14 protein-coding genes are annotated in these 16,575 nt (G+C 72.0%); 8 read left to right on the top strand and 6 right to left on the bottom strand.

Translation table 11 applies throughout. From position 1 onward, the window contains the following. Nucleotides 1–11: 11 nt before the first annotated feature. Genes QNO14_RS13260 through QNO14_RS13250 form a run of 3 tightly spaced genes read right to left on the bottom strand, consistent with a single transcriptional unit; the run spans nt 12 to nt 2,427 of the window. Nucleotides 12–878, bottom strand: a complete 867-nt coding sequence (locus tag QNO14_RS13260) for an alpha/beta hydrolase fold domain-containing protein (protein WP_257505658.1) — start codon at nt 876–878, stop codon at nt 12–14. After that, nucleotides 878–2,044 (bottom strand): L-rhamnose isomerase, encoded by a 1,167-nt coding sequence (gene rhaI / locus QNO14_RS13255; protein WP_257494028.1) that lies wholly within the window; start codon nt 2,042–2,044, stop codon nt 878–880. The genes QNO14_RS13260 and rhaI overlap by 1 nt, the downstream gene beginning before the upstream one ends. Continuing rightward, the gene (locus QNO14_RS13250) at nt 2,044–2,427 is read right to left on the bottom strand and encodes an L-rhamnose mutarotase (RefSeq protein WP_257494027.1); all 384 of its coding nucleotides are present in this window, start codon (nt 2,425–2,427) and stop codon (nt 2,044–2,046) included. The genes rhaI and QNO14_RS13250 overlap by 1 nt, the downstream gene beginning before the upstream one ends. Before the next feature lie 109 nt (nt 2,428–2,536). On the opposite strand from QNO14_RS13250, the gene QNO14_RS13245 reads away from it, so the two are divergent. From QNO14_RS13245 to QNO14_RS13230, 4 genes are all read left to right on the top strand, one after another. Continuing rightward, nucleotides 2,537–3,559: a LacI family DNA-binding transcriptional regulator gene (locus QNO14_RS13245; RefSeq protein WP_257494026.1), complete on the top strand. Its 1,023-nt coding sequence runs from the start codon at nt 2,537–2,539 to the stop codon at nt 3,557–3,559. Between the two features lie 41 nt (nt 3,560–3,600). Next, nucleotides 3,601–4,560 (top strand): aldo/keto reductase, encoded by a 960-nt coding sequence (locus QNO14_RS13240; protein ID WP_257505657.1) that lies wholly within the window; start codon nt 3,601–3,603, stop codon nt 4,558–4,560. After that, the gene (locus QNO14_RS13235; RefSeq protein WP_257505656.1) at nt 4,557–5,483 is read left to right on the top strand and encodes an LLM class flavin-dependent oxidoreductase; all 927 of its coding nucleotides are present in this window, start codon (nt 4,557–4,559) and stop codon (nt 5,481–5,483) included. The genes QNO14_RS13240 and QNO14_RS13235 overlap by 4 nt, the downstream gene beginning before the upstream one ends. Before the next feature lie 146 nt (nt 5,484–5,629). Then, nucleotides 5,630–6,880, top strand: a complete 1,251-nt coding sequence (locus QNO14_RS13230; RefSeq protein WP_257505655.1) for an FAD-binding protein — start codon at nt 5,630–5,632, stop codon at nt 6,878–6,880. 39 nt (nt 6,881–6,919) lie between these two features. Here QNO14_RS13230 and QNO14_RS13225 read toward each other — a convergent pair whose 3' ends face one another. After that, nucleotides 6,920–8,290 (bottom strand): MFS transporter, encoded by a 1,371-nt coding sequence (locus QNO14_RS13225; protein WP_257505729.1) that lies wholly within the window; start codon nt 8,288–8,290, stop codon nt 6,920–6,922. A 5-nt stretch (nt 8,291–8,295) separates the two neighbouring features. Then, complete coding sequence (locus QNO14_RS13220) at nt 8,296–8,748, bottom strand: MarR family winged helix-turn-helix transcriptional regulator (RefSeq protein ID WP_257505654.1); 453 nt, start codon at nt 8,746–8,748, stop codon at nt 8,296–8,298. Between the two features lie 138 nt (nt 8,749–8,886). Here QNO14_RS13220 and QNO14_RS13215 point away from each other — a divergent pair, with 138 nt between their 5' ends. Next, nucleotides 8,887–11,811 carry a rhamnogalacturonan lyase family protein gene (locus QNO14_RS13215; RefSeq protein ID WP_306814723.1) on the top strand — a complete coding sequence of 975 codons (2,925 nt, stop codon included), beginning with the start codon at nt 8,887–8,889 and terminating at the stop codon, nt 11,809–11,811. A gap of 34 nt (nt 11,812–11,845) precedes the next feature. Further along, nucleotides 11,846–12,709: a lysophospholipase gene (locus tag QNO14_RS13205; RefSeq protein WP_257505653.1), complete on the top strand. Its 864-nt coding sequence runs from the start codon at nt 11,846–11,848 to the stop codon at nt 12,707–12,709. Between the two features lie 159 nt (nt 12,710–12,868). Here the strand turns inward: QNO14_RS13205 and QNO14_RS13200 are convergent, their stop codons facing one another. Then, complete coding sequence (locus QNO14_RS13200) at nt 12,869–14,386, bottom strand: DEAD/DEAH box helicase (protein ID WP_257505652.1); 1,518 nt, start codon at nt 14,384–14,386, stop codon at nt 12,869–12,871. Nucleotides 14,387–14,575: 189 nt separating this feature from the next. Here QNO14_RS13200 and lplAB point away from each other — a divergent pair, with 189 nt between their 5' ends. Further along, nucleotides 14,576–15,625, top strand: coding sequence for a lipoate-protein ligase LplAB (gene lplAB, locus QNO14_RS13195; RefSeq protein WP_257494018.1), 1,050 nt, complete (start codon nt 14,576–14,578; stop codon nt 15,623–15,625). After that, nucleotides 15,622–16,560 carry a DNA-methyltransferase gene (locus QNO14_RS13190; protein ID WP_374113937.1) on the top strand — a complete coding sequence of 313 codons (939 nt, stop codon included), beginning with the start codon at nt 15,622–15,624 and terminating at the stop codon, nt 16,558–16,560. The genes lplAB and QNO14_RS13190 overlap by 4 nt, the downstream gene beginning before the upstream one ends. The last annotated feature ends 15 nt before the right edge of the window (nt 16,561–16,575 follow it).

Raw genomic sequence — 16,575 nt, 5'->3', positions numbered from 1 at the left:
CCGCCGGCGCCTCACCGCATCGAGGTATCGCCAGGGGACAGTGTGTGAAGGCGGGCGGCGATGCGCTCGATGGAGAGGGATGCCGCGGGCTCGGCGGGGCGGTTGAGATGGCCGTGCTGGGTGCCGCGCTCGGTGACGGCATCCACCGCGACGCCGGCAGCGGCGAGTGAGCGCGCGAAGGCCTCGCCCGACATACGCAGCTCGTCGGCCTCGCCGTTGATCATGAGCACCGGGGGAAAGCCCATGAGCTGTGCGGTCGTGGCGATCCCGGGGATGGCGTAGGCGTCGGCGGCGTCGAGCGGGCCGCCGAGGTAGTTCTCGTACATGGTGCGCACGACGTCCGCCCCGAAGCGGTCGGCGTCGGGCTGGGCAGCCAGGAGCGCGCGCAGCTCGGCGTCGGCCGGCGGCTGCACGGCCTGCAGGGTGGGGTAGGCGAGCACCACCAGGGCGGGCACCGGCCCGCCGGTGTGCACGAGGCGCAGCGCCGCGCCGGTGGCGAGGTTCGCCCCGGCGCTCGCGCCGCCGAGGGCCCACGGGCCGTCGGCGAGGCCCGAGGAGAGGGCCCACGCGAACGCGAAGCCGACCTCCTCGGATGCCAGCGGGTAGTGCACGCGTTCGCGCGTGTGCCCGGCGGGAGGCATGGTCCAGCCTGCGGGCACGGGCGCCAGGGCGTAGTCGACCGACACCACCGCGATGCCGCGGTCGGCGAGCTGCCCGGCGACCCAGTGCGCTTCGGGCATGTCGAGGTCGCCGCCGGCGAATCCGCCGCCGTGCGCCCAGACGAGACCCACGCGTGCCCCGTCGGCGGGCGCGTAGGTCCGCACGCCCAGCGGACCATGCGGCCCGTCGAGCGTGCGGTCCCGGACGGCGTGGGCCATCAGGCGCCCCAGCCGGCCTGCGTGCCGCCGACGCGCTCGGCCTCGATCTTCTGCTGGTAGCCCGAGGCGGCGTAGGCGGCCATCGGGTCGGCCGGCAGGCCGCGCGACTCGCGCCATTCGGCCAGCGCCGGGCGCACGTCGGTGTAGAAGGCATCCATGAAGACGGCCTGGGCGCCGAGGACATCGTTCGCGCTCTGCGCCGCCGCCAGGGCGTCGCGGTCGACGAGCAGCGCGCGGGCCGTCATCTCCTGGACGTTCAGCACGGAGCGGATCTGGCCGGGGATCTTCGCCTCGATGTTGTGGCACTGGTCGAGCATGAACGCCACGTCGGGGTTGTTGAGCCCTCCGCCGCGGATGACCTCGAACAGGATGCGGAACAGCTGGAACGGGTCGGCGGCGCCGACGATCAGGTCGTCGTCGGCGTAGAAGCGCGAGTTGAAGTCGAACGAGCCGAGCTTCCCGAGGCGCAGCAGCTGCATGACGATGAACTCGATGTTCGTGCCCGGGGCGTGGTGGCCGGTGTCGAGGCACACCATGGCGCGCTCGCCGAGCGCGGCGACCTGGGCGTAGGACGTCCCCCAGTCGGGAACGTCGGTGTGGTAGAACGACGGCTCGAAGAACTTGTACTCCAGCACCAGGCGCTGTTCGCCGGACAGGCGGGCGTAGATCTGCTGCAGCGAGTCCTGCAGGCGATCCTGGCGGGCGCGCATGTCGGTCTGGCCGGGGTAGTTCGACCCTTCGGCGAGCCAGATCTTCAGGTCGCGCGAGCCCGTGGCATCCATCACGTCGATGCACTCGATGTGGTGGTCGATGGCCTTGCGGCGGATCGCCTCGTTCTCGTGCGTGAGGGCGCCGAACTTGTAGTCCTCGTCCTGGAACGTGTTGGAGTTGATCGTGCCGAGCTTCACGCCGAGGTCCTCGGCGTGGCGGCGCAGCACGCCGTAGTCGTCGACCTTGTCCCACGGGATGTGGAGGGCGACCGAGGGGGCGAGCCCGGTGAGGCGGTTGACCTCGGCGGCGTCGGCGATCTTCTCGAAGGGGTCGCGGGGCGTGCCTTCGGTCGTCCACACGCGGAAGCGGGTGCCGGAGTTGCCGAACGCCCAGCTGGGCAGCTCGATGCCCTGGCCCTCGAGCTCGGTGAGGATGGCGGGGGAGAGGATGCTCATCAGTGGGTGCTCTCTGTCGTGTCGGGCGTGGCGGATGCCGCCAGCTGGTCGTGCAGGTTGAAGACCTCGCGCAATGCCGGCGCGGCCTGATCCGGGCGGCCCTCGAGACCGACGAAGAAGGGGGCCATCTCGGCCTCCCAGCGGGAGGCGACCTCCGAGGCCGCGAGGTACGCCTTGGCGGCCTCGTCGTCGTCGGTCTCGTAGTAGCCGGTGAGGCGGCCGCCCTCGCCGAGGAAGAGGGAATAGTTGCGCCGACCGGATGCCGCGATCTCGGCGAGCATCTCGGGCCAGACCGGGGAGTGTCGCCGCAGGTACTCGTCGAGCATCTCGGGTTTGACCTGAAGCTGGAAGCAGACGCGCTGCGGCTGTGACGGGCTCGTCATCGAGGACTCCTGACGTGTGCGGCTGTGAATCGTTTCAAAATTAGTGGACAAACCGTCGCGCCGCAACCGGCCGGTCTAGGATCGGCCGGGAGTAGATGAGGGGGCGCCGATGGTCGTCAGCATCCGTGACGTCGCGGCAGCAGCCGCCGTCTCGGTCGGCACGGTGTCCAACGTGCTCAACCGTCCCGCGAAGGTCGCGCCCGCGACGGTCGAGCGCGTGCAGCGCGCCATCGAGGACCTCGGCTTCGTTCGCAACGATGCCGCGCGCCAGCTGCGCGTCGGTCGCAGCCGCAGCATCGGGCTGATCGTGCTGGATGCCGCCAACCCTTTCTTCACCGACGTCGCGCGGGGAGCGGAGGCTCGCGCCGACGAGGCCGGCATGACGGTGCTGCTGGGCAACGCCGACGAAGACCCGCCCCGTGAGGCGCGCTACCTGGACCTCTTCCTCGAGCAACGGGTCAACGGCGTGCTCATCACCCCGACGACCGAGGACGTGGCCCGGCTGACGCGCCTGCGCGACGCCGGGACGCCCGTGGTCCTGGTCGACCGCGAGATGCCGGGGGGCGGGTTCTCCTCCGTGTCCGTCGACGACGTCGAGGGCGGTCGCCTCGCGGCATCCCACCTGCTGTCGGGCGGACGCCGACGGCTGCTGTTCCTCGGCGGGCCGCAGTCGATCCGCCAGGTGGCGGACCGGCTGGAGGGTGCGCGGCGGGCGGTGGACGAGGTCGCGGGGGCGACCCTCGAGGTCGTCGAGGCGCCGGCACTCACCGTGCTGCAGGGGCGGGCGGCGGGGCTCGAGATCGTCGGGCGCGCGGCGGACCAGCGCCCGGACGCCATCTTCGCGGCGAACGACCTGCTCGCCGTCGGCGCGATCCAGGCGCTGTCGATCATGTCGGGCGTGCGCATCCCCGACGACATCGCGCTGATCGGCTACGACGACATCGACTTCGCGGCGTCGACGACCGTGCCACTGAGCTCCATCCGCCAGCCGGCGTCGCTCATCGGATACACCGCGGTGGACCTGCTGCTGCAGGAGCTGGACGACGCGGGCTCGCCGGCCGGCTCCGGCCACGAGCGCAACGTGCGGTTCCAGCCCGAGCTGGTGGTCCGCGAATCCACGACGCGGGTCTGAGCCGCGTTTCCGGCCCCTGCACCCAGAAAGGCGACGCATCCATGACGCACACGACTCTCGGAGCCACCGGCATCACCGTCGGGGACATCACGATCGGCACCTCCGCCCTGGGCGAGGGGACCGAGCCCGGGTCGCCCGAGGAGGCGCAGGCGGTCGCCGACGCCCGGACGCTCCTGGCGGGTCCCTTTCCCCTGATCGACACCTCGAACAACTACGGCAACGGGCGCTCCGAGGCGGTGCTCGGCCTCGCCCTCGCCGAGATGGGGTCGCAGGCGACCGCGCGCATCGCCACCAAGGTGGACCGTGACGGCGAGACGGGCGCCTTCGACCGCGACCGGGTGCTGCGCTCCTACGAGGAGAGCCTCGCGCGGCTCGGGCTCGACCGCGTCGGCATCCTCCACTTCCACGACCCCTACAGCGTGACCTTCGCCGAGGCCACCGGCCCGGGCGGGGCGCTGGAAGGGCTGCGCGAGCTGCGCGACTCCGGCGCGGTGGACGCGATCGGCATCGCCGCCGGACCCATCCCGCTCATGACGCGGTACGTCGAGACCGGGCTGTTCGACGTGGTGCTCTCGCACAACCGGTACACCCTCGTCGACCGCAGCGCCGAGGCGCTGTTCGCTGAGGCGCGTCGGCGCGGCATGGGCGTGTTCAACGCGGCGCCGTTCGGAGCCGGCATCCTCGCCAAGGGCTCGGCGTCGCGCGCCAGCTACGCGTACACCGACGCGTCGCCGGATCTCATGGCGTGGATCGGGCGCGCCGAGCAGGTGTGCGCCGACCACGGTGTGCCCCTCGCCGCCGCGGCCCTGCACTTCTCGCTGCGCTCGGAGCTCGTGGATTCCACGATCGTCGGCATCGCCTCGGCCCGGCGCCTGGATCAGCTGCTGCAGCTGCGCGACACGGTCATCCCTGACGGGCTGTGGGCCGAGATCGACGCACTCGGGGCGGCGCCGAGTCCGCTGCCGGCGCAGGATGCCGCCGACGCGCAGCCGCTGCTGTGACCACCTGCGCGATCGGGGTCATGCTGCCCCGCGACATCGAGGCGACGCGTGTGGCGGAGTTCGCCGTGCGCGCCGAGGAGCTCGGCTTCGACGAGCTGTGGGTCGTGGAGGACCTCGGCTTCCGCGGCGGCATCGCGCAGGCGACCGCGGTGCTGGCGCTGACCGAGCGGATCCGCGTCGGGATCGGTATCCTCCCCGCCGGCGCCCGCAACGCCGCCTTCGCGGCGATGGAGCTGGCGACGCTCGCGCAGCTGTTCCCGGGACGGGTGGACGCCGGGATCGGGCACGGGATGCCGGAGTGGATGCGGTCCGTGGGTGCGTGGCCGCAGCGTCCGCTGCGGGCGCTCGAGGAGCACGTGACGACGGTTCGCGCGCTGCTCGCGGGTGGGGAGGTGGGCGGCGTGCGGCTGGATGCCACGAGCGTCCCGGCCGACCCGCCGCCCCTGCTGCTGGGCGTGCGGGGACCGAAGTCGCTGGCGCTGTCAGGACGCGTCGCCGACGGCACCGTGCTCGCGGAGCCGGTGGCCCCGGAGTACGCGCGGGCGGCGCTCGGGCAGATCGCGGCATCCGACCACCGGGTCGTGGCCTACAACGTCGGCGTGGTGGCGGCGGACGGCGCCGCGGCGCGGGCGGCGGCGCGGCCGGCGCTCGCGGCGATCGGGGAGCCGGACTGGGCGCCGCACATCGCGCCGCTGCCGTTCGCCGCCGAGTTCGCGGCCCTGCGGGCGCGGTGCGCCGACGGTGCGGAGTTCGCCCGCGCGATGCCGGACGAGTGGGTCGCGCAGCTGGCGCTCGCGGGCACGGCCGCCGAGGTTCGCGCCCGCATCGACGAGCTGGCCGCCGCCGGCGTGCACAGCTCGGTGTTCATCCCGGTCGGCGACCCCGTCGCCGCCCTCTCGTCTCTCGCCGCCGTCCTCGAGTGAGTATTCACCCCGCCGAGTGAGTATTCGCAGCGCCGAGTGAGTATTCACCCCGAATACTCACTCGCGACCCCGAATACTCACTCGCGAGCCCAATACTCACTCGGGGGGTTATGTTGTGGGGGACGCGAAAAGGCGAGGGGGCGGCGATGGCGCAGAACTGGGCAGGGACGTACGAATACCGGGCGCCCCGGATCGAGGTCGCGGAGACCATCGACGACGTCCGCCGCCTCGTCGCCGCCGGCGGCCGGGTGCACGCGCTCGGAACGCGCCACTCCTTCACCGACCTCCCCGACACCGACGGCACCCTCATCGACGTCACCCGCATCGATCCCGCCTTCGCCCTCGACGCCGAAGCGGGGACCGTCACCGTCGGCGCCGGCACACGCTACGGCGAGCTCGCCCTGTGGCTCGAGGAACGCGGCTGGGCTCTGCGCAACATGGGGTCCCTCCCGCACATCAACGTCGGCGGCGCCATCGCGACCGGAACGCACGGCTCGGGCGACCGCAACGGCGTGCTGTCGGGCGCGGTGACGGCGCTGCGGTACGTCGGCGCCGACGGCGACCTGCACGAGGTGCGCCGCGGCGACCCCGACTTCGCCGCGTTCGTCGTGGGGCTCGGCGCCTACGGCATCACGGTCTCGGTCACCCTCGAGATCCAGCCCACCTTCCGCGTGCGCCAGGACATCTACACCGGCATCACCTGGGATGCCGCGCTCGCCGACTACGACGAGCTCACCTCCGCCGGCTACAGCGTGTCGGTGTTCTCGCTCTGGGAGCCCGACACCATCGGCCACGTCTGGGTCAAGACACGACTGGATGCCGATGACGACCCCGTCAGCGACACGCTTCTCGACGGCGTGCGCCAGCTGGGCGACGAATCGCCGCTCAGCGGAATGACGAACGTCACCGAGCTTGCGGGCGTCCCCGGTCCGTGGCTGCTGCGCCTGCCCCACTTCCGCCTCGACATGCAGCCGTCCTTCGGCGACGAGATCCAGAGCGAGTACTTCGTCGACCGACGGGATGCCGCCGCCGCCCTGTCCGCGGTGCGGGAGCTCGCCGATGGCATCCGCCCCCACCTCATCGTCACCGAGCTGCGCACGGCAGCCGCCGACGAGCTCTGGCTGAGCCCGGCGTATCAGCGGGACGTCGCGATCATCCACTTCACCTGGCACAACCACCCCGACGAGGTCGCGGCGCTGCTGCCCGGTATCGAGGAGGCCCTCGCGCCGTTCCGCGCCCGCCCGCACTGGGGCAAGGCGCACCGGTTCGACCGCGCGGCCATGGAGCGGGTCCACCCGCGCCTGGCCGACGCCCGTGCAGTCTTCGAAGGTCTCGACCCCGACGGCCGATTCGTCAACGACCACCTCGTGCGCGTCGGGGTGCGCGAACCCCGCTGAGCCCGCGACCCCGCTGAGCCCGCGACCCCGCAGCCCCGGCTAGCGGGTCAGCCGCTTGCGCGCGCGGGCACCGTCCCGGTCGCCCTCGCCGTCTGCGTCGCCGTCCGGCAGCCGGATGGGCGTCGTGCCGGCGATCTCGTCGGAGAAGGCCTCGGGCGGCACGATCGCCACCGGCCGGGTCTCGCCGAGCGTGACGCCGAAACGCCGCGACTCGGAGCGCTGCACGCGGCCGGAGACGAGCATCCAGGTCGCCCCGATCGCGAAGGCGACGAACGCCGCCGCGGCGCCGAGCAGGATCGCCGACCGCGGACCGAACTCATCGGCGACCCAGCCCACGATGGGCGCGCCGAGGGGCGTGCCTCCCATGAGGATCGCCATGTACAGGGCCAGCACCCGACCGCGCAGGGCCGGGTCGGTGGTGGTCTGCACGTACCCGTTGGCCGTGGTGAGGGTCGTCACGACCGCGAACCCGGTGAGCATGAGGGTGAGCGCGTACAGCCAGTAGTTCGGCATGAACGCCGAGACGGTGGCGGCGACGGCGAACATCAGGGTGCCGAGGATCACCAGGCGGATGCGGGCGCGGTCGCGGCGGGCGGCCATCAGCGCGCCGATGAGCGACCCGACGGCGAGGATCGAGCTCAGCAGGCCGTAGCCGTCGGCCTCCTGACCGAATTCCAGCGCCATCGTCGAGGCGAAGATCGGGAAGTTCATGCCGAAGGCGCCGAGAAGGAACACCATCGCGAACGCCACCATGAGGTCGGGGCGCTTGCCGACGTAGCGGAAGCCGTCGGCCAGTCGCGCGGCACCGGAGTGCTTGATCCGCGGGATCAGCTCATCGGTGCGGATGAGCATGAGGGCCACGATCATCGCGATGAAGGTGACGGCGTTGACGAAGAACACCCAGCCCGTGCCGACGGCGACGATCACGACGCCCGCCACGGCGGGGCCGATCATGCGGGCGCCGTTGAAGGATGCCGCGTTCAGCGCCACGGCGTTGGAGGCGTTCTCACGCGAGACGAGGTCCGAGACGAACGCCTGCCGCGACGGGTTGTCGAACGCGGCGATGAAGCCGAGCAGCAGCGCGAAGCCGTACATGAGCGGCAGCGTCATGACCCCGGCCAGCAGGAGCGAGCCGATGACCACGCCGACCACGAGCAGCAGGCTCTGCGTGATCATGAGCAGCTTGCGTCGGTCGAAGCGGTCGGCGACCCATCCGGTGACGCCGACGAGCAGCAGCGGCGGGGCGAACTGCAGCGCCATCGTCACGCCCATCGCGCCGGCGTCGTTGTCGGTGAGCTGCGTGAGGACGACCCAGCTGAGGGCGGTGGCCTGCATCCAGGCGCCGATGTTGGACACCAGCGCGCCGATGAACCACACGCGGTAGTTGAAGATCGAGAACGAGCGGAACATGGCGCTCATCGCGACGCCACCTCCCGCATGATCGCGGCGGCCTGGGCGAGCACGTCGCGCTCGTCGTCGGTCAGCGACGCGATCGCCCCCTCGAGCCACGAGTCGCGACGGCGGGTGGTCTCCTCGACCACGGCGCGGCCGGCGTCGGTGAGCGACACGTTCACCTTGCGCCGGTCCTGCTCGTCGGGGGTGCGTGTGATGTAGCCCGACTCCTCGAGGCAGTTCACGGTGCGGTTCATCGACGGGGCCGACACGCGCTCGCGGTCGGCGAGCTCGCCGAGGGTGTGCGGACCGTGCATGGTGAGCGCTGCGAGTACGGCGAACTGCCCGTCGCTCATCTCGTCGACCGCGCGCTGGGCGCGCAGGCGCCGGGCGAGGCGGAAGGTGGCCATGCGCAGCTCGGATGCCGCGGCGGAGAGGTCTGGGGGCGTTGAGGCGGGGAGGTCTGTCGTAGTCATGCGAATAGTTAGCATAGCTCATTAGTCGTGCTAAGTAAATGCAGGGCCGCGATCCATTGACCCGGCGCGCCGTCGGCCCTAGGCTCGGGGCGGCGACTGGGGAAAGCGCATTCCAATTCCGATTCGAAGGTGAACCGAATGACAAACCCTGCCCTGCGGCCCGTCCGCACCTCGCCACGGCGGCGCGCGGCCGCGATCGCGACGGCGACATTGACCGCCGCCGCCCTGGCCCTCCCCGTGTCGGCCGCCGCGGCGCTGGCACCGGATGCCGCGGCATCCGTCCCCACCTCCGGCCCCGGCACGGCAAGCCCTCAGCTGGAGTCGCTCGACCGCGGAGTCGTCGCGGTCGACACCGGCTCCGGTGTCTTCGTCAGCTGGCGGCTGCTGCAGGGGGAGGCGTACGGCGCGGATGCCACCGGCCTCACCGGCACCGACTTCGCCGTCTACCGCGACGGGGAGAAGATCGCCACGGTCACCGACAGCACCAACCTGCTCGACGCCGCCGGCTCAGCCGGCGCGACCTACCAGGTCGCCCCGGTGCTCGCCGGCCGCGAGGGGGAGCCCAGCGCCCCCGCATCCCCGCTCGCGCAGAACCACCTGGACATCCCGCTCACGCGCCCGGCCGACGGGGTGACCCCCGCCGGCGAGGCCTACACGTACACGGCCAACGACGTCTCGGTCGGTGACGTCGACGGCGATGGGGCATACGAGTACGTCGTGAAGTGGGACCCCTCCAACGCCAAGGACGTCTCGCAGGTCGGATACACCGGACCGGTGTTCCTCGACACCTACGAGCTCGATGGCACCCTGCTCAACCGCATCGAGCTGGGGGACAACATCCGCGCGGGCGCCCATTACACGCAGTTCCTCGTCTATGACTTCGACGGCGACGGCCGTGCCGAGACGATGCTCAAGACCGCCCCCGGCACGAAGTCGATCACCTACGCCGCCGACGGATCGGTGACAGGCGAGGCGTTCATCACCATGCCCGCAGAGGACGTCGCCGCGGGCTACTCCCACGACGACGACTACCGCATGAGCGCCGCCGACTACGAGGAGCACCTCGTCGAGATGTTCCTGGGCTGGTCGGAGCGCGAAGAGGTCGTCTCGGGGCAGTGGCCCGCGACCCTCGAGCAGGCCTTCGGCACCGAGGTGACGCACGAGTACCCGCTGTCGCGTGAGAGCGCCGAGGAGCTCGTGGACTACTTCATCGACGTCTACGCACCGGGCCGCTCTGCGCGCAACGTGCTGCGCGCGTTCGAGGGGTTCATCCTCGAGGGCCCGGAGTACCTCACCGTCTTCGACGGCGCCACCGGTCAGGAGCTGCAGACCGTGCACTACGAGCCCGGTCGCGGTGACGACGGGCTGCTGTGGGGCGACTACGCGATGAGCCGCATCGAGCCGGGCAACCGCGTGGACCGCTTCCTCTCCGGGGTCGCCTACCTCGACGGCGAGCGGCCGTCGGCGGTGTTCGCCCGCGGCTATTACACGCGCTCCACGGTGGCGACCTACGACTGGGATGGCGAGAACCTGTCGCAGCGCTGGTTCGTCGACAGCGGGCACGTTCCGCTGACCAACCCCTTCAACGACGGCCCGCACGGGCGCGACGGCACCGACCCCGAGTACGGCACCCTGACGACGCAGGGCTTCCACAGCCTGAGCGCCGCCGACGTCGACGCTGACGGTCGGCAGGAGATCGTCTACGGCTCGGCGACGCTCGACGACGGCGGGCTGCTGTACTCGTCGTTCGGCGTCATGCCCGAAGGCAGCGGCGCCCCCGGCGAGAACACCCGGCTCGGGCACGGCGACGCCATGCACGTCACCGACATCGACCCGGCCCGCCCGGGACTCGAGATCTTCACGGTGCACGAGGGCGGGGCGTGGGCTCCCTACGGCTCGGCGCTGCGCGACGCCGCCACCGGCGAGGTGCTGTTCGGCGCCTACTCCGGCCGCGACACCGGTCGAGGCATGATCGGCGACGTGCGCGCCGACGTCCCCGGCATCGAGGTCTGGTCGAGCATGCCGGCAGGCACCGAGGCCTCGGGGCTGCTCTCCGCCACCGGCGACGTGCTGTCATCCACCAACCCGGGCACCAACCAGTCCATCCGCTGGGCGGGCGACCTGACGACGCAGATCGTGAACGGCGCCGCAGACGTCACGCCGACGATCGACGACTGGACGCGGGGCACAGTGCTGACGGCACCCGACACCCGCACCAACAACGGCACGAAGGGCAACCCGTCGCTCGTCGCCGATGTGTTCGGCGACTGGCGCGAGGAGCTGCTCGTGCGCACCGCCGACTCCGCCGCGCTGCGGGTCTACACCTCCACCGAGGTGACCGGCCACAAGCTGTACACGCTCATGCACGACCCGCAGTACCGGGCCGAGATCGCGCGGCAGCAGACCGCGTACAACCAGCCCGCGTACACCGGCTTCCACCTCGCCGCAGGCATGGACTTCGCCGCCGTGCCGCTGCGCGCGGCCCCGCAGCCGGTCGCCGCTCCCGGCCTGGTCGTGGACGGCACCGACGTCTCGGTCTCGTGGGAGGCCCCGGCGGAGCCCGGCACCGGCGAGGTCACCGGGTACGTCGTGACGCTGACGCCGGAGCAGGGCGAGCCACTGGTGCAGGAGGTCGCGGGCGATGTCCGCACGGTCACCTTCGCCGCGGTCGCCCCCGGTCGCTGGTCGGCGACTGTGGTGGCCCGAAGCGCCGTCGGATCGTCGGATGCCTCCGAGCCCTCGGCCACCGCGACGGTGACCAAGGGACAGCCGACCCGACTGCTGGCCGACGCGTATGCGCACTGCGTCGGCCGGTCGGTCTACGTGGGCGTCCTCGTGCTCAACGCCGGGCCGCAGCGCGCCGACATCACGGTCGCCGTGCACGGCAGCGAGAAGCACAAGGCGGATGTCCGCCGCGGCGGCATCGTCACCGAGCTCGTGAACACGCGGGAGCGCTCGGTCGCCGCCGGCACCGCGACGGTCACGGCATCCGCCGTCGTCGACGGCGTCGAGTACCGGTCGACCTACGAGGTGGGCTACCCCGCCGCGGCCTGCCGCCGCTGAGCGGACGGGCATGCGCACGCCTAGACTCGTGCGCATGCCCGAGTTCATCGACGCACACGGCATCGCGATCGTGTACGACGTGCATCCCGCCCGCTCCGAACCGCGCGGAATCGTGCAGGTGCTCCACGGGGTGGGGGAGCACGCCGGCCGCTACGGCGCGCTCATCGAGGCGCTGACGGATGCCGGGTTCATCGTTTACGCGGACGACCACCGCGGGCACGGACGCACCGGCATCCGTCAGCACGGGGGTGATGCCGACAAGCTCGGGCGGTTGGGTCCCGGCGGGATGCGGGCGGCGAAGGATGCCGTGTGGCAGCTGACCCGCATCATCCACGACGAAGAGGACTCCGGCCTGCCGCTCATCCTCTTCGGCCACTCGTGGGGATCGTTGCTCGCGCAGATACTCGCGGACGAGCATCCCTTCGCCTACGACGGTCTCGTGCTGTCGGGCTCGGGACTGCGCCGGCCGGACTCGCTCAAGGTCGGCAATTACAACGCGCCGTGGGAGGCCGCCGGCGCGCTGGGGACGGAATGGCTGTCCTCGGATGCCGCGGTGGGTCGTGCCTTCCTCGACGACCCGCTCACGACGTCGGTGCCGCTGGCGAAGCTCTTCGGCGTGCGCGAGGGGCTGCGACTCTACGGGCTCCCGCGGCGGACGCCGGGTGTGGACCTGCCGGTGCTGCTGCAGGTGGGCCGCGACGACACCGTCGGCGGCCCGCGCAGCGTGCATCGCCTGGCCGACGCGTACCGCCGGCGCTCGGGCTTCACCGATGTGACCACGCTGGTCTACCCCGAGGCGAGGCACGAGATCTACAACGAGGTGGCCCAGGATCAGGTGCGCGGCGACCTGCTGGCCTGGCTCGGCGCGCGGTACCCGCTGCGCCCCGCCGCCGACTGACCCCCGCCGCCCCGCCCTGGCCGCGCCCCTGCCCCCGCCCTCAACGGTGAGACGAATGCCGACGGCCGAGACCGCGGGTGATACCCAGGGTCTCGGCCGTCAGTAGTCGTCTCAGCGCCGGGGCAGCGCCGGGGCGCCGCCGCAGCGCCGGGGCGCGGGTCAGCCGTGCGCGCGACGCGAGCCGCGGCCGCGGCCGGTACCCGAGCTGGCGCGGATGTCGGCGACCGTGGCGCCGGTGGTCGGACGCGAGGGGCGCTGGGCCGGACGAGCGGATGCCGGGGCCTGGCCGCTCGCCGAGCGGGCGCCGCCGCCCGAACGGCCGGAGCCGCCGCGTGCAGCCTGGGTCTCGCCGGTGCGGCCGGAGCCGTCGCGACCGGAGCCGCCGCCGCGACGCGAACCGCCACCGGCGCCGGAACGGCCGGAGCCGCCGGAGCGACCGCCGCCGCTGCCGCCGCCGGAGCGCTGCGGGGTGGCGACGATCGGCGCGGGGACGACGTGCGCGGCCGGCTCGCCGACGAGCACCGACACCTCGGAGCCGCCTGCGGCCACGGGCTCGAGGGCCGCGGAGACCTGGGCCTTGCGGAGCAGATCCTTGACCTCGCTGCGCTGCGCGTTGAGCGCCACGGTGACCACGACGCCCTCGGCGCCGGCACGGGCGGTGCGGCCCGAGCGGTGCAGGTACGCCTTGTGCTCCATGGGCGGGTCGACGTGCACGACCAGCTCGACGTCGTCGACGTGCACACCGCGCGCCGCGACGTCGGTGGCCACGAGCACGCGCACGCCGCCCTTGGAGGTCTCGGCGCCGAACGAGGCGAGGTTGCGGTCACGGGCACCCTGCGACAGGTTGCCGTGCAGGTCGACGGCGGGGATGCCGGAGGCCGTCAGCTGCTTGGCGAGCTTCTTGGCCTGGTGCTTGGTGCGGGTGAAGAGGATGCGGCGGCCCTGGCCCGAGGCGAGGTGGCGCACGAGCGCGGTCTTCTCGTCGGTGCCGGGCACCACGAACACGCGGTGGGTCATCTGCCCCTGCGGGACGCTGGACTCGTCGACCTCGTGGCGCACCTCGTCGCGCAGGAACTTGCGCACCAGCGAGTCGACGCCGCGGTCCAGCGTCGCGCTGAACAGCAGGCGCTGTCCACCGGCGGGCGTGGCGGCGAGGATGCGGGTGACGCCGGGGAGGAAGCCCAGGTCGGCCATGTGGTCGGCCTCGTCGAGCACGGCGATCTCCACCGCGCCGAGGTCGACGACCTTCTGCTTCATGAGGTCCTCGAGGCGGCCGGGGCAGGCCACGACGATGTCGACGCCGCGGGCGAGCGCCTGCTCCTGCGGGCGCTGGCTGACGCCGCCGAAGATGGTGGTGACGGTGAGGCCGACGGCATCCGCCAGCGGGGCGATGGTCGCGGCGATCTGCGTCGCGAGCTCACGGGTCGGGGCGAGCACGAGGCCGCGGGGACGACCCGCGCGACGTCCGGATGCCGCGGCGCCGGACAGGCGGGCCACCATCGGCAGCGCGAACGCGATGGTCTTGCCGCTGCCGGTGCGGCCACGGCCGAGCACGTCGCGGCCGGCGAGGGAGTCGGGGAGGGTGTCGCGCTGAATGGCGAACGCCTCGGTCTTGCCGTCTGCTGCGAGGACGGCGGCGAGCTTCTCGGGCACGCCGAGGGAAAGGAAAGTAGACATGTGTGCTTTCGGGCAGGCACACGCAGATCATGAAGTGGATCGCGGTGCGGGGGAGGCGACGGCGCGGATTCGCGCATCGGTTCGCCGTTCGAAAAGATGCCGCGATCGGGATCGGGGAGTCGTGACGACGACGTAGTGGCACTGAGGCCACCTGACCACCCTACCAGCGCCGCGCCGTAGGCTTGACCCATGCACGGTGAGTACAAGGTTCCTGGCGGCAAACTGGTCGTCGTCGACCTCGAGGTCGACGAGGGGCTGATCACCGATTTCCACCTGGCCGGAGACTTCTTCCTGGAGCCCGACGACGCCCTCGCCGACATCGACGCCGCCGTCACGGGGCTGCCGATCGAGTCCGACGTCGCCACCATCGCCGCCGCCGTGCGCGCAGCGCTGCCGGAGGGCGCGCAGCTGCTGGGCTTCACCCCCGAATCGGTCGGCACCGCGGTGCGCCGGGCGCTCGTGACCGCTCCCGGCTGGCGCGAGTTCGACTGGGAGATCGTGCACGACCGGCCGCTGTCGCCCAACATGAACCTGGCTCTGGATGAGGTGCTGACCGCGCGGGTCGGCGACGGCCGCCGCAACCCCACCATGCGCATCTGGACGTGGGACTCATCGGCCGTCGTGATCGGCTCGTTCCAGTCGTACCGCAACGAGGTCGACCCCGAGGGCGCGGCCCGCCACGGCTTCGAGGTGGTGCGGCGCATCTCCGGCGGCGGGGCCATGCTCATCTCGGCGGAGTGGATCATCACCTACTCGCTGTACGTGCCGGCATCCCTCGTCGCCGGGATGACGTTCGCCGATTCGTACGCGTTCCTCGACGACTGGGCGCTGCAGGCGCTGCGGTCCCTCGGCATCGACGCGACGTACAAGCCGCTCAACGACATCTCCTCCCCGGAGGGCAAGATCGGCGGTGCCGCGCAGAAGCGCCTCGCCAACGGCGGCGTGCTGCACCACGCGAGCCTCAGCTACGACATGGACGGCCAGGTGCTCACCGAGGTGCTGCGCATCGGTCGCGAGAAGCTCAGCGACAAGGGCACGACCTCCGCCGCCAAGCGCGTCGACCCGCTCCGCAGCCAGACGGGCCTGCCGCGCGAGGAGATCATCGAGCGGTTCAAGGACACCTTCGCCACCCTCTACGGCGCGACCGAGGGTGCCATCAGCGACGAGGAGTACGCCGAGGCCGAGGCCCTGGTGCAGTCGAAGTTCGCCACCGACGCGTGGCTGCACCGCGTTCCGTGATCGGCGAGCCTGGGATCGCCCCCGGCCGCGTCGACATCCATCACGGCGACAACCTCGCCGTCGCGCGCACCCTCCCCGACGCCTCGTTCACGCTCATCTACCTGGATCCGCCGTTCAACACCGGGCGTCGGCGCGAGCGGGCGGTCGAATCCGCGGTCGACGTGACCGCAACTCCTCAAGATCCGCTTGCCGAGGCGGGGGGACCGGCCGAATCCCGCGAAGACGGTCGGTTGTTGAGGACTTCGGCATCCGGCCCGGTCAAGGCCGGCTTCCGCGGCCGCGAATACGCCCGGCTGCGCGGCGACCTCAGCCGCTACGACGACCGGTTCGAGGACTACTGGGACTTCCTTGAGCCCCGCCTGGCCGAGGCGTGGCGGCTGCTGGCCGACGACGGCACGCTGTACCTGCACCTGGACTACCGCGAGGCGCACTACGCCAAGGTGCTGCTCGATGCCCTCGTCGGCCGGGAGCGGTTCCTCAACGAGCTGATCTGGGCGTACGACTACGGGGCGAAGAGCCGCCGCCGCTGGCCGACGAAGCACGACACGATCCTCGTCTACGTCAAGGATCCGGCCGGCTACCACTTCGACTCCACGGCGGTGGACCGGGAGCCCTACATGGCGCCGGGCCTGGTGACCCCCGAGAAGGCGGCGCGCGGCAAGCTCCCCACCGACGTCTGGTGGCACACCATCGTGCCGACCTCGGGACGTGAGAAGACCGGCTACCCCACCCAGAAGCCCGAGGGGATCCTCCGTCGCATCGTGCAGGCCTCCAGCCGCCCCGGCGACCGGGTGCTCGACCTCTTCGCCGGCAGCGGCACCACCGGCGCCGTCGCCTCGGCGCTCGGCCGCGACGCGGTGCTGGTGGACGCCAACCCCGAGGCGATCGCAATCATGCGGCAGCGGATGCCGCACGCCACGGTGCACGGCGATTGAGGCGTGACCAGGCGC

The organism is Microbacterium sp. zg-Y625, assembly GCF_030246925.1.
GTDB lineage: Bacteria > Actinomycetota > Actinomycetes > Actinomycetales > Microbacteriaceae > Microbacterium > Microbacterium jiangjiandongii.
Note: the sequence above shows the minus strand (reverse complement) of the source record. Positions and strands in the feature narration are given on the sequence as shown.